19 protein-coding genes, 1 tRNA gene and 1 pseudogene are annotated in these 18,867 nt (G+C 64.3%); 9 read left to right on the top strand and 12 right to left on the bottom strand.

Going from position 1 to position 18,867, the window contains the following annotated elements; genetic code table 11:
- The first annotated feature begins 174 nt into the window (after positions 1-174).
- Together L6637_RS27285 and L6637_RS27280 are read left to right on the top strand one after the other, a co-directional pair.
- Complete coding sequence (locus L6637_RS27285) at positions 175-1,341, top strand: cytochrome P450 (protein WP_237872527.1); 1,167 nt, start codon at positions 175-177, stop codon at positions 1,339-1,341.
- Between the two features lie 245 nt (positions 1,342-1,586).
- A complete protein-coding gene (locus tag L6637_RS27280; RefSeq protein WP_237872525.1) occupies positions 1,587-2,168 on the top strand; it encodes a flavin reductase family protein in 582 nt (193 codons plus the stop codon).
- Positions 2,169-2,181: 13 nt separating this feature from the next.
- Here the strand turns inward: L6637_RS27280 and L6637_RS27275 are convergent, their stop codons facing one another.
- The gene (locus L6637_RS27275; protein WP_128949975.1) at positions 2,182-2,565 is read right to left on the bottom strand and encodes a hypothetical protein; all 384 of its coding nucleotides are present in this window, start codon (positions 2,563-2,565) and stop codon (positions 2,182-2,184) included.
- A gap of 201 nt (positions 2,566-2,766) precedes the next feature.
- Here L6637_RS27275 and L6637_RS27270 point away from each other — a divergent pair, with 201 nt between their 5' ends.
- A complete protein-coding gene (locus L6637_RS27270) occupies positions 2,767-2,925 on the top strand; it encodes a hypothetical protein (protein WP_237863369.1) in 159 nt (52 codons plus the stop codon).
- Positions 2,926-3,058: 133 nt separating this feature from the next.
- Here the strand turns inward: L6637_RS27270 and L6637_RS27265 are convergent, their stop codons facing one another.
- The 9 genes from L6637_RS27265 to L6637_RS27225 form a co-directional block, all read right to left on the bottom strand.
- The gene (locus L6637_RS27265) at positions 3,059-4,207 is read right to left on the bottom strand and encodes a M20 family metallopeptidase (protein ID WP_237872523.1); all 1,149 of its coding nucleotides are present in this window, start codon (positions 4,205-4,207) and stop codon (positions 3,059-3,061) included.
- 225 nt (positions 4,208-4,432) lie between these two features.
- The gene (gene flbD / locus L6637_RS27260; RefSeq protein WP_237862834.1) at positions 4,433-5,818 is read right to left on the bottom strand and encodes a sigma-54-dependent transcriptional regulator FlbD; all 1,386 of its coding nucleotides are present in this window, start codon (positions 5,816-5,818) and stop codon (positions 4,433-4,435) included.
- A 51-nt stretch (positions 5,819-5,869) separates the two neighbouring features.
- Positions 5,870-6,220 (bottom strand): flagellar motor switch protein FliN, encoded by a 351-nt coding sequence (fliN, locus tag L6637_RS27255; protein ID WP_237862833.1) that lies wholly within the window; start codon positions 6,218-6,220, stop codon positions 5,870-5,872.
- A gap of 3 nt (positions 6,221-6,223) precedes the next feature.
- Entirely contained in the window at positions 6,224-6,844 is a 621-nt protein-coding gene (locus L6637_RS27250) for a FliH/SctL family protein (RefSeq protein ID WP_237862831.1), read from the bottom strand.
- Complete coding sequence (fliG, locus tag L6637_RS27245) at positions 6,844-7,938, bottom strand: flagellar motor switch protein FliG (RefSeq protein ID WP_237862829.1); 1,095 nt, start codon at positions 7,936-7,938, stop codon at positions 6,844-6,846. Before fliG ends, L6637_RS27250 begins: the two co-directional genes overlap by 1 nt.
- A gap of 14 nt (positions 7,939-7,952) precedes the next feature.
- Complete coding sequence (gene fliF / locus L6637_RS27240; RefSeq protein WP_237862828.1) at positions 7,953-9,566, bottom strand: flagellar basal-body MS-ring/collar protein FliF; 1,614 nt, start codon at positions 9,564-9,566, stop codon at positions 7,953-7,955.
- A gap of 192 nt (positions 9,567-9,758) precedes the next feature.
- Positions 9,759-10,034: a CtrA inhibitor SciP gene (gene sciP / locus L6637_RS27235; protein ID WP_002714638.1), complete on the bottom strand. Its 276-nt coding sequence runs from the start codon at positions 10,032-10,034 to the stop codon at positions 9,759-9,761.
- Positions 10,035-10,411: 377 nt separating this feature from the next.
- Positions 10,412-11,131: a flagellar hook assembly protein FlgD gene (locus tag L6637_RS27230; protein ID WP_237872520.1), complete on the bottom strand. Its 720-nt coding sequence runs from the start codon at positions 11,129-11,131 to the stop codon at positions 10,412-10,414.
- Between the two features lie 13 nt (positions 11,132-11,144).
- The gene (locus L6637_RS27225) at positions 11,145-12,782 is read right to left on the bottom strand and encodes a flagellar hook-length control protein FliK (protein WP_237872518.1); all 1,638 of its coding nucleotides are present in this window, start codon (positions 12,780-12,782) and stop codon (positions 11,145-11,147) included.
- 362 nt (positions 12,783-13,144) lie between these two features.
- On the opposite strand from L6637_RS27225, the gene mnmA reads away from it, so the two are divergent.
- The 6 genes and pseudogenes from mnmA to L6637_RS27195 all read left to right on the top strand — a co-directional run bounded on the left by mnmA (position 13,145) and on the right by L6637_RS27195 (position 17,334).
- Positions 13,145-14,326: a tRNA 2-thiouridine(34) synthase MnmA gene (gene mnmA / locus L6637_RS27220; protein ID WP_237862824.1), complete on the top strand. Its 1,182-nt coding sequence runs from the start codon at positions 13,145-13,147 to the stop codon at positions 14,324-14,326.
- Between the two features lie 21 nt (positions 14,327-14,347).
- Entirely contained in the window at positions 14,348-14,986 is a 639-nt protein-coding gene (locus tag L6637_RS27215; protein WP_237872515.1) for a class I SAM-dependent methyltransferase, read from the top strand.
- 128 nt (positions 14,987-15,114) lie between these two features.
- On the top strand, positions 15,115-15,477 hold the full coding sequence (locus L6637_RS27210) for a hypothetical protein (RefSeq protein WP_237863339.1): 363 nt from the start codon (positions 15,115-15,117) through the stop codon (positions 15,475-15,477).
- 230 nt (positions 15,478-15,707) lie between these two features.
- Positions 15,708-15,784 (top strand) — tRNA-Met (locus L6637_RS27205).
- A 117-nt stretch (positions 15,785-15,901) separates the two neighbouring features.
- Positions 15,902-16,100, top strand: a pseudogene (locus tag L6637_RS27200) (VOC family protein); the annotation flags it as partial.
- Positions 16,101-16,212: 112 nt separating this feature from the next.
- A complete protein-coding gene (locus L6637_RS27195) occupies positions 16,213-17,334 on the top strand; it encodes a metallophosphoesterase (RefSeq protein ID WP_237872653.1) in 1,122 nt (373 codons plus the stop codon).
- An 89-nt stretch (positions 17,335-17,423) separates the two neighbouring features.
- Here L6637_RS27195 and L6637_RS27190 read toward each other — a convergent pair whose 3' ends face one another.
- Together L6637_RS27190 and L6637_RS27185 are read right to left on the bottom strand one after the other, a co-directional pair.
- Complete coding sequence (locus L6637_RS27190; RefSeq protein ID WP_237872513.1) at positions 17,424-18,059, bottom strand: response regulator; 636 nt, start codon at positions 18,057-18,059, stop codon at positions 17,424-17,426.
- Between the two features lie 166 nt (positions 18,060-18,225).
- The gene (locus tag L6637_RS27185) at positions 18,226-18,855 is read right to left on the bottom strand and encodes a response regulator (protein WP_237863337.1); all 630 of its coding nucleotides are present in this window, start codon (positions 18,853-18,855) and stop codon (positions 18,226-18,228) included.
- Between the last annotated feature and the right edge of the window lie 12 nt (positions 18,856-18,867).

The following is an 18,867-nucleotide window of genomic DNA, read 5'->3' as shown; positions in this document are numbered from 1 at the left end:
CCTTCCCATGCCCCCGCTGATGCGGTCGCTGCGCGTGGTTAGCCGTTTCTTTGCGGGATGCCCCGTCTTGTGAACGCACGCTCCGATGCCATCCGTCCCTATCACTAGGGACAGACGGGCGCCGCGGATTTCGCTAGTCTGACCTCAATCAAACGAGAATCCAGGGAGCCCGCCTTGAGCACCGCGCCGCGCGTCGATATCGACCCCACTTCGTTCTGGGCCGATCCTTATCCGATGCTGGCAAGAATGCGCAAGGAGGCGCCGATCGCCTTCGTGCCCCAGCTCGGCTCGACGCTGCTGACCAGCCGCGACGACATCTCGATCTCGGAGAAGCAGATCGACGTGTTCTCCTCGCACCAGCCCGCCGGCCTGATGAACCGTCTGATGGGCCACAACATGATGCGCAAGGATGGCGAGGCGCATCAGGTCGAGCGCCGGGCGATGTTTCCGACGGTGTCGCCGAAGACGGTGAAGGCGCACTGGACCGCGCTGTTTCAGGCCCATGCCGATCGCATCATGAACGCGATCGAGCCGGGCCGGATCGATTTCATGCGCGACTTCGCGCTGCCGTTTTCCGGCGAGTGCCTGAAGTCGATCACGGGCCTCACCAATATCGGCTTTGCGGACATGGATGCCTGGTCGCAGGGCATGATCGAGGGCATCGCCAATTACGGCGGCGATCCCGCAGTCGAGGCGCGCTGCCACGCTGCGACGTCGGGCATCGATGCTGCGATCGACGACATCCTGCCGGTCATGCGCAAGCATCCTGATCAGAGCATTCTCGGCGTGCTGCTCGCCTCCGGCATGCCGATGGAGAGCGTGCGCGCCAACGTCAAGCTCGCAATCTCGGGCGGCCAGAACGAGCCGCGCAAGGCGATTGCCGGCACGGTATGGGCTCTGCTCACCCATCCCGAACAGCTCGACCTCGTGCGCAAGGGCGAGGTGTCGTGGCTGCAGGCGTTCGAGGAATATGCCCGCTGGATCTCGCCGATCGGCATGTCGCCGCGGCGCATCGCGAGGCCATGGAGCATTCGCGATGTGTCCTTCGAGACGGACGAGCGCGTGTTCCTGATGTTCGGCTCGGCCAATCGCGACGAGAAGCATTTCGAGCGCCCCGACGCGTTCGACGTGCGGCGCGACACCTCGAAGAGCGTTGCCTTCGGCGCCGGTCCGCATTTCTGCGCCGGCGCTTTCGCCTCGCGCGCCATGATCGCCGACGTCGCTCTGCCGACCGTGTTCGCGCGCGCCCATGGAATCGAGCTCGCCGATGACGAGCCGGTGCGAATCGGCGGCTGGGCGTTCCGGGGCTTGCAGAACTTGCCGGTTCGGTGGCAGCACTAGTCTAGCCGGGCAGGGCCATCCAGCCGAATGCCGCCATCATGCCACCCTACTCCTGTTTTGCCCGACGGGTCAAATCGATTTCGGATAATTCGTAGTCTGTCGCATTCGGACGCCCGCCTACTGTGCATGGGGTTGTTTTCGCGTTTCTTGAGCTTGCCGGTCTCGAAGGCTCGATCCTGAACCATCTTTTGTCGGCGGACGATCGTACCTAAATAGAGGGAAACCCCGCTTTGGGGACCATGCCCATGAACATAGTGCCCCGCGATCTCATGACCGAAATTCCCGTCTCGTCCGCCGATTTCCGCGGCGCCATGCGTCACCTCACCGGCGGCGTCAGTGTCATCACCGCCGGGCGGGGCAAGGACATCACCGGCATGACGGTGACTTCAGTGACCTCGCTCTCGGTCGATCCGCCGACGCTGCTGGTCAGCATCAACCGCGATGCCTCGTCCTTCCCGCTGATCCGGCGCCACGGCGCCTTCGGCGTGAACATCCTCGCGGCCGACCAGCTCGACATCGCCGAGCGCTTTGCCGGCAAGGGTGGACTGAAGGGGGCCGATCGTTTTGCAGGCAGCCAGTGGGTCACGGCCATATCAGGCGTGCCGTTGCTGGTCGGCGCTTTATCGGCCGTCGATTGCGAGGTCGAGGACATCATCGAGCGCCATTCGCACGGCATCGTCATCGGCCGCGTCAGGGATGTCAGGAATTCGACGCGCAACGCCGCGCTCGCTTACTGGCACGGCCAATATGTGGCGATCGACCATGAGGAGGACGCAGCCCGGCTCGTCGAGGTCAGCGTCCCCGGCCCACACGTCCACGCCAGGTGAGCAAGCTCTATGACTAGATCGTCAGCACGGTCAGCGTGGCCGGCGTATCGATGATGACCTTGCTGTTGCGGACGCTTTGCCAGACAGCCGTGACCGGCTGTGGGGTTTGGACCAGGGGCACGCCGACGACGAGCGTGGTGGGGATGCGCCCGGTGGATTGCGGCTGGGCCTCGTTGTAGGTGAAGGTCGCCGTTACGGCCTGCACGGTGTTGCCCACCTGGATGCCAAAAGTCCCGCCGGGAAAATCATTGCCCTGTGCGTAGGGGTTTGGGACGTTCAGGATGACGATCGCGGTGATGCCGACGCCGCCGGGAAGGGTGACGGTCAGGCCTGGAATGGCCGACCACGAGCCGGAGCTGGTCGAGTGAGTCCCGCTGCTCTGCGCATAGAGAGTCATGAAGTCGTCCTCCCGTTGTTTCAGCGATCCTATCAACAACAGGTTGCGCGCGGCAATCGATTTTGCCCGCGTTGCGTGTGAAGAGTGCGTGACGCCGCGGTGCGGCAGAAGGTCTTGCCCGGTGGCAATTTGCCTGCTCGCGGCCTAAAAGGCCCGCCTGAGCGGGGGTCGCTCCGTCTCTCCGCAATGTGGTGTCAGGATTTGATCAAGCGTCTTGCAGTCTGGGTCTTCTACGCCGTCGGCGCGCTGGCGATCGCCTATCTGGCGCTCTACGCCTATGCGATGTCTCGCGGCCAGCCGTTCGTGCCCGGCGATCCCATCCACATTTTTCGCAAGCCCGACGCGCCGAGTTATTCGTGACGGTCTCGCAGGGTGGGTTAGCCCCGCGGCTGCGCGAAGCGCAGACGCTGAGCGTAACCCACCATGCTTCAGCGAATGCCGGACGAAGTTGTTGGATTAGGCCTTCGGTTAACTAATCCACCCTACGGCACCTTCACCCCCGCAGAATCGCCAGTGCCAGCGTCTGCGCGCGTGGCACGATGCTGTCGAGCTCGAGATATTCCTCCGGCGAATGGGCGAGGCCGCCGACTGGTCCGACGCCGCAAATCGTCGGCGTCCCCACTGCGGCGGTGAAGCCGGAATCGGCACAGCCGCCGGAGAACTCGCCTTGCAATGTGGTGAGCCCCGCCTGCCTCGCCGCAGCCTGGTAATTTTCGAACAGTGCCTTCGAGCTTTCGCTCTGCACGACGGGCACGAACTCGCCCTTGATCGTCAGCGTCGCGGTGGTGCCGGGCACGTAAGGCGTCGCGATGATCCGTTCGATCTCGGCCATGACAGTGGCGCGATCCCTGGGGTCGACGTAGCGCATGTCGATCTGGCCCTCGGCATAAGGCGCCGTCGTGTTGACCGACTGGCCGCCCGAGATGAGACCGACATTGAGCGTGATGCCCTTGGTGAGGTCGGTCAGCGCGTGGATTTGCGTGATCTTATGCGCGAGCTCGCCGATCGCGCTGATGCCCGCCGCGAAATTGGCGCCGGAATGCGCTGCCTTCCCGGTGATGGCCATATGCATGAAGATGCCGCCCTTGCGGCTGGTGACGACGTTGCCGGTCGGGCGGCCCGGTTCGGAGTTGAACACGGCGCGCGCTGAGCGCCCCTCGCGTTCGATCACCGGCCGCGAGGAGGGCGAGCCGATCTCCTCGTCCGAGGTGATCAGCAGCTTGATCGGATGCGGGTTGCCGCCGAATTTGTGGAAGGCGGTGGCCACGAAGATGTTCATCACAACGCCGGCCTTCATGTCGGCGACGCCGGGCCCATAGGCGCGCTTGTCCTTGATCGTGAACGGGCGCTTGCCGGCCTCGCCCTTGCCGAACACGGTGTCGCGATGCCCCATCAACAGCACCGGCTTCTCGTTGCTTCCGGGCTTGGCCACTTCGGCATGGATGGCATCGCCAAACGTGCCGTGGCTCTCGCGCCGGAACGGAATGCCGTGCTCGGCAAGGTGCCGCTCGAACCGCGCACCGACCGCATCGACGCCTTCCTTGTCATAGGATCCGGAATCGATGTTCACGACGTCGCGCAACAGATCGATCATCGCCTGCCGCTGCGACGCCAGCCAATCGGTGATTTGAGCTTCAGACATGTGTTTCCTCGCGTGGTTCTCGCGAGCGTTATAGGGCCTCGCGCGGCGATGACCTAGTCGCCGGATGCGGTGCGGCCATGTCGCGTGCTGCGAGTTGAGACCCTCGATGTCGTCCTGGCGAAAGCCAGGACGACATCGAGGGTGTGGCGGGCGGGTGAGCCTCCAAAAGAAAATGCCCGGGACTGACCCGGGCATTCGTTCGTCAGCTTTATGTTCTAAGGGGCCCTACGCCCCGATCATCGGCATCCGCGGATACTCACCCGGCGTGCCGGCCGGCGTGACCGGGATGCCGCCGTCGGCATATTCGTTGAGCTTGTTGCGCAGCGTGCGGATCGAGATGCCGAGGATGTTGGCGGCATGGGTCCGATTGCCGAGGCAGTGCTTGAGCGTCTCCAGGATCAAATCGCGCTCGACGTCGGCGACGGTGCGGCCCACCAGCGCGCGCGTCACCTGCTCGGCGGCCATGGTGGCATGCGCCACGGCGGGCGGCGTCTTGGCGAGGTCGAGGCGGTCGCCATCCGGGGTGAGGATCGCATCGGGGCCGATCTCGTCGCCCTGCGCCATCAGCACCGCACGGTGCATGGTGTTTTCCAGCTCGCGAACGTTGCCCTGCCAGCGGTTGGTGGAGAGCACGCGTTTGGCTTCGGCCGAGATGGGGCGCATCGGCACGCCGTTGGCCTCGGCGTATTTCTTCACGAAATGCTGGGCGAGCTCCATGATGTCGGCGGGACGCTCGCGCAGCGGCGGGATCTTCAGGTTCACGACGTTGAGGCGGAACAGCAGGTCCTCGCGGAACGTGCCTTCGCGCACCGCGTCGGCGAGGTTGCGGTTCGAGGTCGCGATGATGCGGATGTCCACCGGCACCGGCTTGGTGCCGCCGACGCGGTCAATCACGCGTTCCTGGATGGCGCGCAGCAGTTTCGATTGCAGGCGGACGTCCATCTCGGAGATTTCGTCCAGCAGCAGCGTGCCGCCGGTCGCTTCCTCGAACTTGCCGATGCGGCGGGCGATCGCCCCGGTGAAGGCGCCCTTCTCGTGGCCGAACAGCTCGGACTCCAGGAGATGCTCGGGGATCGCGGCGCAGTTGATCGAGATGAACGGACGCTTGGCGCGGGCCGAGCGGGTGTGGACGTAGCGCGCCAGCACTTCCTTGCCGGTGCCGGATTCGCCGGTGATCATCACCGAGGCATCGGAGCCTGCGATCTGTTGGGCGAGCTTGATCACCCGCGCCATCGCGTCGTCGCGATAGACCAGTTCGCGGGAATCGTTGGCGACGGCGGCCAGCACCGCTGCGATCAGCTCCGGATCCGGCGGCAGAGGGATGTATTCCTTGGCGCCGGCGTGGATCGCGGCGACCGCGGCGCGGGCATCGTTGGTGATGCCGCAGGCGACGATCGGAGCGTGGATATGCTCGGCCTCGAGCCGCATCACGAGGTCGCGAATGTCGAGGGCGACATCGACCAGCAGGAGGTCTGCGCCCTTGCCGCCGCGCAGCACGCGCATCGCCTGCTCGTGATCCTCGGCATGGGTCACGGTGGCGCCATTCTCCATCGCGATCTTGGTGGCGGTGGTGAGCTGGCCCTTCAATGTGCCAACGATGAGAAGCCGCATGTCAGTCTCCTGTCCGTCTGGTCGCGCTGCCGCGCGTCCATTCTTGCGCTACTAGCTGCGTTCGGTCTTGATGATTTCGGTCATGGTCACGCCGAGCTTGTCCTCGACGAGGACGACTTCGCCGCGGGCGACCAGCTTGTTGTTGACGTAGATGTCGATCGCCTCGCCGACGCGGCGGTCGAGCTCGAGCACGGTGCCCGGTCCGAGCTTGAGCAACTCGCCGACATCCATCTTGGAGCGGCCGAGCACGGCCGAGACCTGCACCGGCACGTCGAAGACGGCTTCGAGATCGGCGGCGACGCGCGAGGCATATTCGTCCTCGTTGTAGCCGACGTCAGCGCCGGCAGGCGGCAACGGGCCGTTGAGATCGGGCAGCGGGACCTGTCCGTCGTTCTCGCTCATGGCTTAGTTCCCCTTGCGGGACGCGATATAGCGTCCGACCATGTCGTCGATCTTGGCCGCGATTGCGCTGCGTTCCAGCACGACGCCGCCATCGGCCCATTCGATCCGGCAGTCGCCGGTGGCAATTTCGGGCTCCGCCAGGATCACCAGCCGGCCTTCGAAGCCGCTCTGCTTGGCGAGCCGCTCCATCTTCTCGCGAGCGACGTCGTAGAGCGCGTCGTTGATGCGGACCACGAGATGCGGAGTCGCGACCAGGTGCGAGAAGCAGTCCTTCACCAGCGCCATGATCTCGCCAAGCGGCTCGGCGGCAACCAGGTCGGCGCACAGCTTTCGCGCCACCGCGACCGCGACGTCGACCGCCTCGGTCTCCATCTTGCTCTCGATGTTGCCGATGCCTGCGGCAATGCCACGGACCGCAATGTTGATCTCTTCCATGGCGAGGGCGACGCGGCGGTCGCTTTCCGCCTTGGCCTCGCGCTGGCCCGCCGCAAAACCGTCCTGATAGGCGCGCGCTTCGGCTTCCGCGACCTTTTGCGCGATCTCTGCCGCGGTTGCGGCCTTTTCGCGCGTCCGGTCGGGCGCGGCGAAGTCGGTATCGAACAGGAATTTGGCCGGGGCGCCCATCAGTATACCAGCTCGTCGTCAGCGCGGTTCTTGGTCAGCATGATCTCGCCCTTGGCGGCGAGGTCCTTGGCGAGGTTGACCAACAGCGCCTGGGCCTCGTCGACGTCGCGCAGGCGGACCGGTCCCATTGCCGCCATGTCGTCCTGCAGCATCTTGGCGGCGCGCGAGGACATGTTGCCGAAGAAGAAGTTGCGGACGTCCTCGTTGGCGCTCTTCAGCGCCACGCCGAGCTTGTCCTTGTCAACGTTGCGCATCAACGTCTGGGCCGAACCGGAATCGAGCTTCACGAGGTCGTCGAAGGTGAACATCAGCGCCTTGATGCGCTCGGCGGATTCGCGGTTGTCCTCTTCGAGCGAGGTGATGAAGCGGGTTTCGGTCTGGCGATCGAAATTGTTGAAGATTTCCGCCATCACCTCGTGGGCGTCGCGGCGGCGGGTCTGCGACAGGTTCGACATGAACTCGGTGCGCAGCGTCTTCTCCACGCTCTCGATCACCTCCTTCTGCACCGCTTCCATCTTCAGCATGCGGTTGACGACGTCGAGCGCGAGGTCTTCGGGGAAGATGCCGAGCACGCGCGCGGCATGCTCCGGCTTCAGCTTCGACAGCACCACCGCGATGGTTTGCGGGTATTCGTTCTTGAGGTAGTTGGCGAGAACCTCTTCCTGTACGTTGGAGAGCTTCTCCCACATGTTGCGCCCCGCAGGGCCGCGGATCTCGTCCATGATGCCGTTGACGCGCTCGGGCGCAAGATATTGCTGCAGCAGTCGCTCGGTGGCGTCGAAATTGCCCATCAGCGCGCCGGAGGCCGACATGCGCGAGACGAATTCGAGCAGCATGTCCTCGACCGTGTCGACCTCGACGGTGCCGAGCGTCGACATTTCCAGCGAGAGCTGGCGTACCTCGTCATCGTCGAGCAGCGACCAGATCTTGCCGCCATATTGCTCGCCGAGCGCCAGCATCAGGATCGCGGCGCGCTTCGGCCCTGCCACGACCTCGGTCTTGCCGCTGCTCGCCCGGCTGCCCGCGCGCTGGCCAAGCGTGGAGATCACGCTGGTGATGTCGTTCGAGTTGGCGTTTTGCAGATTGCCGGCCATGTCAGTTCACTCGATCATTTCGCGGGTTCGGTCAGCCATTGACGGATGATGGCGACGGTTTCGTTGGGGTTGCGCTCGGCGAGCTCGCCGACGCGATGAACGGACTGGGCATGGACCTGGCCCTGGACGGTGGCGACGTCGATCGCGCTCGCGGTGCCGCTCGGTATCAGCGCCTGGCCGCCGGCCGGTGCAGCCTCTTCGGAAGCTGCGGGGCCCGCCAGGACGCCGCTGATGGCGGCCGCGACCTCGTCGGAGGCGAGGATGCGCTTTACCAGCGGACGGATCACCATGAACATCACGACCAGGCCGAGCATCATCATCACGCCGAGCTCGACGAAGTACATGATGTCGTCCTTGGTGAACTGCAGCATGCCGAGGAAGCCAGACGGTTCGGCGATCGGGGTGGTGGAGGGGGCGTCGGCAAAGCGCAGATTGACGACCTCGACCTGGTCGCCCCGCTTCTGATCGAAGCCGATCGCCGAGCGAACCAGGGTGGCGATGCGGTCGAGCTGCTCCTTGGTGCGGTCCGTGTAGGCGAGTTCGCCCTTGTCGTTCTTGGTGTAGATGCCATCGACCAGCACCGCGACCGAGATGCGATTGACTCTTCCGGCCTCGGTCACCTCGGTCTTGGTGGTGCGGGAGATCTCGTAATTGTTGGTTTCTTCGCTCTTCTTGCTTTGGTCCTTCGCTGCCACGCCGCTGTTCTGCTGCTGGCCGGGGAGCTCGTTGTTGACCGTGACCTGGCCGTTGTTGTCGGCGGTCATGCTCTGCTCTTCGCGGGTCTGGGTCGAGCGCAGCACGCGGCCTTCGGGATCGAACTTGTCCGAGGTCTGGGTGATCTTGTTGAAGTCGAAATCCGCGGAGAGCTGGACGCGGGCGCGGCCGGAGCCGACCACGGAGGAGACGATGTCCTCGACCTGCTTGCGCAGCCGCTTTTCGAAGGCGACGCGCCGGTCGTCGCCTGCAGCCTGCTCCGGATCGGTCTGGGCACCGTCGGCGAGCAGCTGGCCGGCCTCATCCACGATGGAGACCCGCTGCGGCTTCAGGCCGTTGACGGCGGAGGCGACGAGGTGGCGGATGGCGCGGATCTGCTGGGCTTCGAGCGAGCCTCGGACCCGCACCACGATCGAGGCCGACGGCTCCGGCGCCTCGCGCGCGAACAGTGGGCGCTCGGGTAGTACTAGATGGACGCGGGCGGCCTGGATCCGGTCGATGGCGCGGATGGTGCGGGCGAGCTCGCCCTCGAGCGCGCGCAGATGATTGATGTTCTGGACGAAAGAGGTGGTGCCGAGCGCATCCGACTTGTCGAAGACCTCGTAGCCGACGCCGCCGCCCTTGGGGAGGCCGCCCTCGGCGAGCTTCATGCGCAGGCGAGTGACCTTGTCCTTCGGCACCATGATGATGGTACCCTCATTGCGCAGCTCGAACTGGATGCCCTGGCGTTCCAGGTCTTTGATAATGCTGGAAGAATCTTCGACGCTGAGGTCGGTGAACAGCGTCGTCATTTGCGGCGTGGTGACGCGCATGATGACGAAGGCAAAGAAGCCGACGAGCGCGGCGGTGACCGCGATCATCGCCCCGAACCGGGCGGCGCCAATACCCTTTAAGAAGTCCGCAAGACCTTGCAAGCAACCGCCCCGACAGATTCGGCTGCTTTCACTGGAAAGGCCGACTGGGCAATTATTGCCTAGGTGATGGTTTCGATATGGTTAACGAAGGTTAAGAGCTCGGACAAAAGTCGCGCCAAACGCAAATATGAAAAAAATCGACCTCGCGGGGCGAGGCCGATTTTCGTCAAAAGCAGCAGATTTCCGGATCGCTTACTGGCGATATTGCTGGATGCGGGTGGTGCGAAGACCCGCCAGACCGTGCTGGTCGATGGAAAACTGCCAGGAGAGGAATTCGTCGACCGTCAGGGTATAACGGCTGCAGGCCTCCTCGAGCGAGAGAAGTCCGCCACGAACCGCGGCTACGACTTCGGCCTTGCGTCGGATGACCCAGCGTTTGGTGCCGGGTGCGGGCAGATCTGCAATCGTCAGCGGACTGCCGTCCGGCCCGATGACGTATTTTACCCTCGGGCGATGGGGTTCTGTCATGGCGTACTCACAAACTCTCAACCACTGAACTCACGCCGTAACCCTACGCGTGCCGGCTTAAAAATCCGCTAAGCCTAAGGCTTCAATACAATTCTCGTTGAATCCGGCTGGAACGAAGCCGGCCCGGCGGGCTGAGAACGCGCTTTCAGCCGGCTGAGCGGGGTCTTCGTAAATACTTTACTAACGAACGGGGCCTGCGTTGACGTCGCAAGGGCCTCAATTGTCGTCCTGACGAGAGTCAGGACCCATGACCCCAAGGAGAAGTTTGACGAAGACGTGGGGTTACATCCTCGCCTTGAAACGATCTTCGGTGGCTATGGATCCTGGCTTTCGCCAGGACGACACCAAGTTTGTAGAAGCACTATTCAGCCTCTGCCTCAGCTGCCGCTGCTGCTGCTGGCCGCCACCACGCTCTTCACCTGGCTCAGCGTGTAGCTGTTGCCGTCGATCGAGAGCAGCGGTGGCGATTGGGTCAGGTCGACGGAACTCACCGTGCCCTGCACCTGCGCGGCGACGCCGACAGAATTGCCCGACGCGTCCTTGCCGGTCGCCGTGATGGTGTACTTGCCGTCAGGCCATTGTGTGCCGTCGTTGCCCTGGCCGTTCCAGGTGAAGGGAATGTCGCTGCCTTGGCCGGCGGTATATTGGCCGGTGAAGACGGTCTGGCCGGTGGAATTGGCGATGGAGATATTAACCGTGGCGCTGGAGGGCACGTTGAGGTGCCAGGTCACCGAGGACTGCGACATCGTCGCGGTGGTGCCGTCGACCACCGCGGTCTTGCCGACGAAATCCAGCGCCTGCGTCGCCTGCGTGGTCTGTTGCAAGGTGACGAGCTGCGACAGCGAGTCGTTGGTCTTCAGTTGTTGCTCGACGCCGGCGAACTGCACCAGCTGCTGGGTGAACTGGTTGGTGTCGAGCGGATCGAGCGGATTCTGGTTCTGCAGCTGCGTGGTCAGCAGCGTCAGGAAGGTCTGGAAGTTGCCGGCGAGCGTTGCGCCCGTGGACGAGCTCAGGCTCGAGCTCGACGAGGATGATGACGAGGTCGGCGTCGTACCGGAGACGACTGACGGTGCGGTGGCGGCATTCGTGGTGGTCATTGCCTGATACTCCTCACACTCTGATATCGACGCCGCTGCTCGATCCGAGCATGCGGCCATAGCTGCGGCCGACGGGGGCGCTCGCGGCCTGATCGTCTTCGCTGATGATCAGCCGGCGCGAATTGCTGCCATTGTCGTTGTTCTGGCCGGCGTTCTGGCCCGACGAGTTCTGGTCGCGCAGGCTGAAGGAGAGCCCGTTGCTGCCGGTCTTGAGGCCGGCATCGTCGAGCGCCCGCTGCAATTGCGGCGCGTCCTGCCGCAGCATCTGCAGCGTCTCCGGCTTCTCGACGGTGAGATGCGAAGTGACCTGGCCGTTGCGGTCGACATTGATGCGGACGTCGATACGGCCGAGATCGACAGGATCGAGGCTGATGTCGAAGCGAGTCTTTCCGGCGCGCGCGGCAGCGGCGATCTCGACCGGGATGCCGGCGATCGGCACGGCGTTCGGATTGGCCGCGGTCGCGGTGAGTGTCGCGGTGGAAGCGGTGGCCATCGATGTCGTCGTGGTCAGCGGCGTCTGCACGGCGTTCGCTGCCTGCGTGCTGACGTCGGTGGTCGCAGCGGCAACCGCTTGCGTATCGGCATGCGCATGTGTGGTGGGCGCGGCCGGCACGGCGTCAGCGGTGCGATTGGCCGCATCGGCCTTCGCGTCGGTCGCGGCCGCGTCAGTCTGCGGCTTTGAGCCTTGCGGATGCGCGGCGGCGTTGGTCGCCGCGATCGTCGCGGTTGCGGGATTTTGGGCCGTGGTCGCGGCCTGTGCGGTGTTGCCGGCGTCCTGGCCGATATTGGAGACGTCGGTCTGGCCTTGCGCAGTCGCGACCGCCTTGAACGAGGTCTTCGGCGTGCCCTGGTCGACCGCGGTGACCTGCGCGGCCTTCGCCGTGACATCGGTTGCGGTGCCGTCGGTGTTCGCAACCGCCACCTCGGTGAGTGCGGCCTTCGCATCGGTGGTCTTGCCATCGCCGGTCTTGGCGATCTTGCCGGACGCGTCCGTCTTGGTGCCGGCGATCTGCGCCGTGGTCGAGGCGCTGGCGGCGATGCCGGCAGCTGCAATCGTCAGCGGCGAAGAAACAGCGTTGGCGGCCTGGTTCGCCGCGGCATTCGGGTCGACCGGCACCGCGGGCGCGGCAACCGGAACGGCGGTCGGATCGGGCGTTGCGGCCGGCGTCGCGGTCTGCGCGGCGGCCGAGGCGTCCACCGCGGCGGCGAGGCCGTCGGTGCTGTCGGTCTTGGTGTCCTTGGTGCCGTCCTTGGTGTCGCCCGACTTATCGCCCGACTTGGCGGTGGAAGCGTCGGCCTTGTCCTTGGCCTTGCCATCGGCCTTGGCCGGAGCGGCCGACGTGTCGCTGGCGGCCGTCGTTGCCTGGGAATTCGTGTCGTCGCTCGCCTTGCTCTGCGAGGATTGGTCGGTCGAGGAGCTGTTGCTCCGGTCCGACGAGGAGGACGACGACGTGGAGGACGCGTCGCTGTGCCGCGGCGCGTTGTCCTGGCTGGAGGATTGGGCGCTGTTGCTGATGGCCTGGGTGTTGCTGTCGACCAGGTCGCCGAAGGAGGAACTCGGCGCCTGGTCCTTGGTCTGCGGCCGGGCAGGCTTCTGCTGCACGCTGGAGACCTGCGCACTTGCCGCTACGTCTGATGTACTACCGACCACAGGCGACCCCTTGAAAACATCTTCGGGTCAGGAGATCAGCAAGGAGCGGGCCAATCCCTCTCGCTGAAAAATTACATAGTAGAATCAATTATTTGCTCAATTATCCCGGCCGCCGCCACCCCGCCTCTGGCCCCGTCATTTCTGCCGCCCCGGCAAGAATTGCCTGAAAGCGCGGGGCCGGCATGATTGCTTCACCGGAAGGCCGCCTATATTAAAGGGTGCTCTCAGCCGCTTTCGACCGGGCCAGCCAGTGCCCCCGAGGGAACCAAGGGGTTCCCGGGGACCGCTGCCGTCCCGGTCCAAGCGATCGGGAAGCGCAACAGGAATCGCGGGAAACGCCGCCGTCACGTCAGCTTAAGCCCATGCTCAACAGTCTGGATCTCGAAGGCCGTCCTGAGGATACCAGGGTCGTCGTTGCCATGTCGGGCGGCGTCGACTCCTCGACGACGGCTGCGCTGCTCAAGGCCGAGGGTTACGACGTCGTCGGCATCACGCTCCAGCTCTACGATCATGGTGCGGCCACCCACCGCAAGGGCGCCTGCTGCGCAGGCCAGGACATCCACGACGCCCGCGACGTCGCGGCCAAGCTCGGCATTCCCCATTACGTGCTCGATTACGAAGACCGCTTTCGCGAGTCCGTCATCGACAACTTTGCCGACTCTTACGCGCTCGGCGAGACGCCGGTGCCGTGCATCGAGTGCAACCGATCAGTCAAATTCCGCGACCTCCTCAAGACAGCGCGCGAGCTCGGCGCCCAGGCGCTCGCCACCGGCCATTACGTCGCCTCGCGCCGCCGCGAGGACGGCTCGCGCGCGCTGGTCTGCGCTGCTGATGCCGATCGCGACCAGAGCTATTTCCTGTTCGCGACCACGCAGGAGCAGCTCGACTTCCTGCGCTTCCCGCTCGGCGACATGACCAAGCCCGAGACGCGCGAGCTCGCGCGCCGCTTTGGTCTGTCCGTCGCCGACAAGCACGACAGCCAGGACATCTGCTTCGTGCCGACGGGCCGCTACACCGACATCATCACGCGCCTGCGTCCGAACGCGATGGACCCTGGTGACATCGTCGATCTCGACGGCCGCGTGCTCGGCCAGCATCACGGCATCGCCAATTTCACCATCGGCCAGCGCCGCGGCCTCGGGATCGCGGCCGCCGCGCCGTTTTACGTGGTGCGGCTCGATGCCGCCAATCGCCGCGTCGTCGTCGGCCCGCGTGAGGCTCTGAAGATGCATCGCATCACCTTGCGCGACGTCAACTGGATCGGCGGCGGCGATATCGACAGCGCCATCGGAGCCGGCCTCGAGCTGTTCGTCCGCGTGCGATCCACTCGCGCGCCGCAGCCGGCGTGGCTGCGCGGTGCAAACGGCCATTACGAGGTCGAGCTCGTCGCCGGCGAAGAGGGCGTCTCGCCGGGACAAGCCTGCGTGTTCTACGACGCAGCCAGCGGGCAGGCGCGCGTGCTCGGCGGCGGCTTCATCCAGAGCGCTGCCGCAAAGGTCGCTACGAGCACGGCGAGGCCGCTCGTCGAGGCGGTCCGCGGCTAAAAAAATTCCGGGGCAGGGGGCATGGCAGCAGACATCTCGCGGGCCGGGGTCGAGAAGGCCTATGGCCGCTGGGCGCCGGTCTATGATCTCGTATTCGGCAAGGTGTTCGATGCCGGAAGGCAGTCGACCATCGCGGAGGCCGACCGCATCGGCGGCCGCATCCTCGACGTCGGCGTCGGCACCGGTCTTTCGCTGTCGGATTATTCGCGCACCACGAAGATCTGCGGCGTCGACATCTCCGAGCCGATGCTGCGCAAGGCGCAACAACGCGTGCGGAGCATGCGCCTCTCCAATGTCGAAGTGCTCTCGGTGATGGACGCGAAGAACCTTGCGTTTCCCGACGCCTCCTTCGACGCCGTGGTGGCGCAATATGTCATCACCGCCGTGCCCGATCCCGAAGGCACGCTCGACGAATTCGTGCGCGTGCTCAAGCCCGGCGGCGAGCTGATCCTGGTCAACCACATCGGCGCGGAAAAGGGCCTGCGCAAGCTCTCCGAGCTCGCCTTCGCGCCGCTCGCCCGTCGCCTCGGGTGGCGCCCGGAATTCCCGTGGGCCCGCCTGGTGAACTGGGCCGCCAAGCACGGCGGCGTCACCCTGGCAGAGCGCCGCCCCATGCCGCCGATGGGGCACTTCTCGCTGATCCGCTACCACAAATCGTAATGTCGAGCATGATCCGGAAAAGTGTGAAGCGGTTTTCCGATCAGATCATGCTCAAAACGAAGACGAAAGCGCGATCACATCGCGCTTTTGGGTGGGAACAGCGCGCGGGCTCCGCGCGTTTCCCTCCCATGCGCACGACAGCAAACATCATCCTGGCAAGCCTCGTGATCGCAGCCTTTGGGCCTGCGATCGCGCAGGCCCCGCCCGCCCCGGCGACGCCGCCGCAAATGACCGCGCCGCCATCCCCGCAACACGTCGCCGACTGCGCCCCGCAGGACCGCCCGAACCGCGCCACCGCGCCGGACGGCACCACCACCGGCCAGTCCCGGGAACCGCTCGGCGACAAGCTCGCAAAATCCGACGGCGTGCTCTGCCCACCCGCCGGCGTGGACCCCGAAATGCACGCTCCGGCGCCGAGCACCGACGGCAGCATGCCCGTCGTCCCGCCCCCCGGCAGCCCCGGCGGCGACCAGACGGTCCGGCCGAAATAGGGGATTTCTTCCTTCGCCTCTCCCCGCCCGCGGGGAGAGGCCGGAATCCGCGCAAGGCGCGGATTCCGGGTGAGGGGGACTCTCCACGAGTCCGGTGGCCAAAGGTCGGATTCCGCTGCCAAATCAGCCAAGTCACATCTCAAGCGACCTTGGCTTGACTTCCCACCGCCCCCCTCATTATATGCCGCGCGTTCGCGAGATCGGCCGTTTTCGGCCTCCGCGATCCCTGTGGCGGGGTAGCTCAGCTGGTTAGAGCACGGGAATCATAATCCTGGGGTCGGGGGTTCGAGTCCCTCTCCCGCTACCAATCATCTCCCCAAGTTCCGACTTGATAACTTGATAGGCCTTACCCGAACCTGATGCAGGGCACCGGGTCTGTTTGCATGGAGCGTCGGTTCTGACGTTGACGCACGAACGCGCCGCATCCCGCGCACCTCCGCTCGTCGCGCCGTTGCCGGTTAGGCCGTCGTCCACAGGGCCACGCGTGCTGTTGACCATCAGCGGTCACTGATATCGATGCGGCGTGCTCCGCGCTTCGGGAAATCGGTGTCGATCTGCTCACTGGCCCGATCGATCGTCCATGGGGACGGCGAACCGCATGCTTCGCCGACCCTTCAGGATGAGGCGTGCACTTGCGAAACCCATCATCCCTCGTCCGCGGACAGACCCTTGTTGGGCTTCGCTTCGCTCTACCAATCCTACATACTACACACTGATCAAATCCGGAGCGAACCGATTCCCCAGCTCATCTTCGGCCTGGCCTACCTGCTGATCCTGACGCGCTTTATTTGGCCGCTACAATTGCCGCTCTCGATCAAGATCGTGGCGGCGGCGCTCATCTTGGTCGCGTTGCAGTTTCACCGGTGGAGCAAGCTCTCGTCGGGTTCAGTGTTCTCTCCGGAGTTTCCGCGTCCAGTGGTCGCTCTCTTCAATTGGGCGTTCGGCGCGATCGTCCTGCTGGCGCTGCTGCAATTGCTGCTCGATGCCGGACTTCTGGTCGGAATGCTGATCCATGGCGGCATCGTGAGCGCGCCTGATGGCGTCCGCTACGGATTGGCGGGGCTGGCCGGCATCGCAGCGGCAATCGGCGTCCATCAGGCGATGCGGATTCCGCCGCTGAAAGACATCGAAGTCGGTATCCGCGGACTTCCGCGGCAATTCGACGGATACACAATTCTGCAATTGACCGATCTCCACATCAGCCGGCTGTTTCCCGCCTCATGGGCGCGCGCCGTCGTCGAGCGGTCGAACAAGCTCGGCGTCGATCTGATCGCGATCACAGGGGACCTGATCGACGGCACTCTCGATGCGCGACGCGCCGACATTGAGCCACTGCGGGATCTGAAGGCGACCGACGGCGTCTATGTGATCTCGGGCAATCACGAGTACATCTTTGGCTACGGCCCATGGATGGCGCGCTTCGCCGAACTGGGACTGCTGTCGCTCGAAAACACGAGCATCATTCTGGATCGCGACGGTGGCCAACTGGCTGTTGCAGGGATCACCGACCGGGCGTCGCGCCACAGAGGGCCTGTCAGGGATCATGCTGCCGCTCTCGAGGATGTTCCCAACGGCGTCCCCGTCATCCTGCTCGATCACCAGCCGAGCGACGCGCGGCACGCTGCGAAGCTCGGCGTGGCTCTGCAACTGTCCGGACACACGCACGGCGGATTGATCCTCGGGATCGACCGGCTGGCCGCACGCGCCAACGCCGGCTTCGTATCGGGTCGTTACGATGTCGACGGGATGACGCTTTATGTGAACAACGGCACCGGCTTGTGGCCGGGCTTTGCGCTGCGGCTCGGTCGCCCCTCCGAGTTGACCCGGATCACGCTGCGCCCAGCGGGCGCCACCTGACCGTAGACGTTCGGCCACTGCAATCTTGGTTCGTCGGGCAAAACACCCGCCACCCTGTCAATCGTCTCAACGACGGGCAGATCTGATAGTCACGGCACAACCAGCTTCTTGCGGATGGCATACCGGACCAGTTCGGCCGTTGACGACATCCCGAGCTTGCGCATTGCCGAGGCACGATGAGTCTCGACCGTCTTCACGCTCAGCTTCAGAATGACGCTTATGGATCTGTTGGTATGCCCTTCCGCAATCAATTGGACGATGCTTTGCTCGCGCGACGTTAGCAGCATGCCCGACTTGCCCTGCTTGTTGAGCTGGTAGTCGTGCAGGAGTTTCTCCACAAGGGCGCTGGTAAAATAGGGTCTCCCGTCGAGCAGCGCCTCGATTGCGAAAATGAGGTGCTTCTTGGCATCCGACTTGAACAGAAAGCCACGTACGCCGGCCAGAACCGCTTCCGTCAGCAGTTCCTCGTCTTCATGCATCGTCAAGATCAAGACTTCCGTACGCTGATGAAGCGCCCTGAGACGGCGACTGACCTCCAGTCCGTTGATGAGGGGCATCGAATAGTCGACGATCACGATGTCGGGCCTCGCCTCCAAAGCCAACGCAATGGCCTGCTCTCCATTGCTGGCTTCGCCCGCAACAATCCAGTTCGACTGCATTTCAACGATTGCGCGAAGCCCGGAGCGCACGACTTCATGATCATCCGCAATCAAGATGCGTTTCACGGGCGTCGTTCTTTCCAGTCACAATCGAGCAGATGACCGGCGGCGGCAAAGTCGAACGATCCTATCGATCGTCCGCCGCAGGGTTATCCTACAAAACCCTGAAATGCCTCTGCGAATGTACTCAGCTGGCGCGTTTGCCCCTGACATCTCCGGGGCCAATGCGCCCTCACGCCTCGACGAGTGACGCCCGTACGGCGTATCGGACCAGGCCGGCAGTTGAATTCACGTCCAGCTTGCGCATAGCCGCCGCCCGATGCGCCTCTGTCGTCTTGACACTGAGGTTCAGGATCGCGCTGATGCTCTTGTTGCTGTAACCCTCGGCGACCAGCTTGACGACGAGCTGCTCGCGCGGAGTGAGCCCGTGATACTTGTCGGCATTGCCGCAGGATGCCCGGTTCGCCCCATTCGGGCAACTCACGCTGCAAAACCGCCTGTGCACCAGAAGCGATTCGACGGCCGCCAGCAGCAATCTGTTCGCATCCGATTTGACCAGGAACGCGCGTGCACCGGCCTCGAATGCCTGCTCTGCAAGCAGGCCGGAGTTGTGCACCGTGAAGATCAAGACTTCCGTCTGCAACGGATATTCTCTGATCCGCCTCGCGACCTCCACGCCGGTCATTCGCGGCATTGAGAAATCCACGATCGCGACATGCGGCTGACTTTCGATTGCGGCGCTCAACACCTTGCCGCCGTCGTTCACCTCGGCGACCACTTCCCAGTCCGTTCGTTGTTCGAGCACCGCTCGCAAGCCCGATCGCACGGCATCGTGATCATCAGCGATAAGAAAACGCTTCATGTCAGAGGACCC

Source organism: Bradyrhizobium zhengyangense (assembly GCF_022012435.1).
Lineage (GTDB): Bacteria > Pseudomonadota > Alphaproteobacteria > Rhizobiales > Xanthobacteraceae > Bradyrhizobium > Bradyrhizobium zhengyangense.
This window is presented reverse-complemented; position numbering and strand designations above follow the sequence as displayed.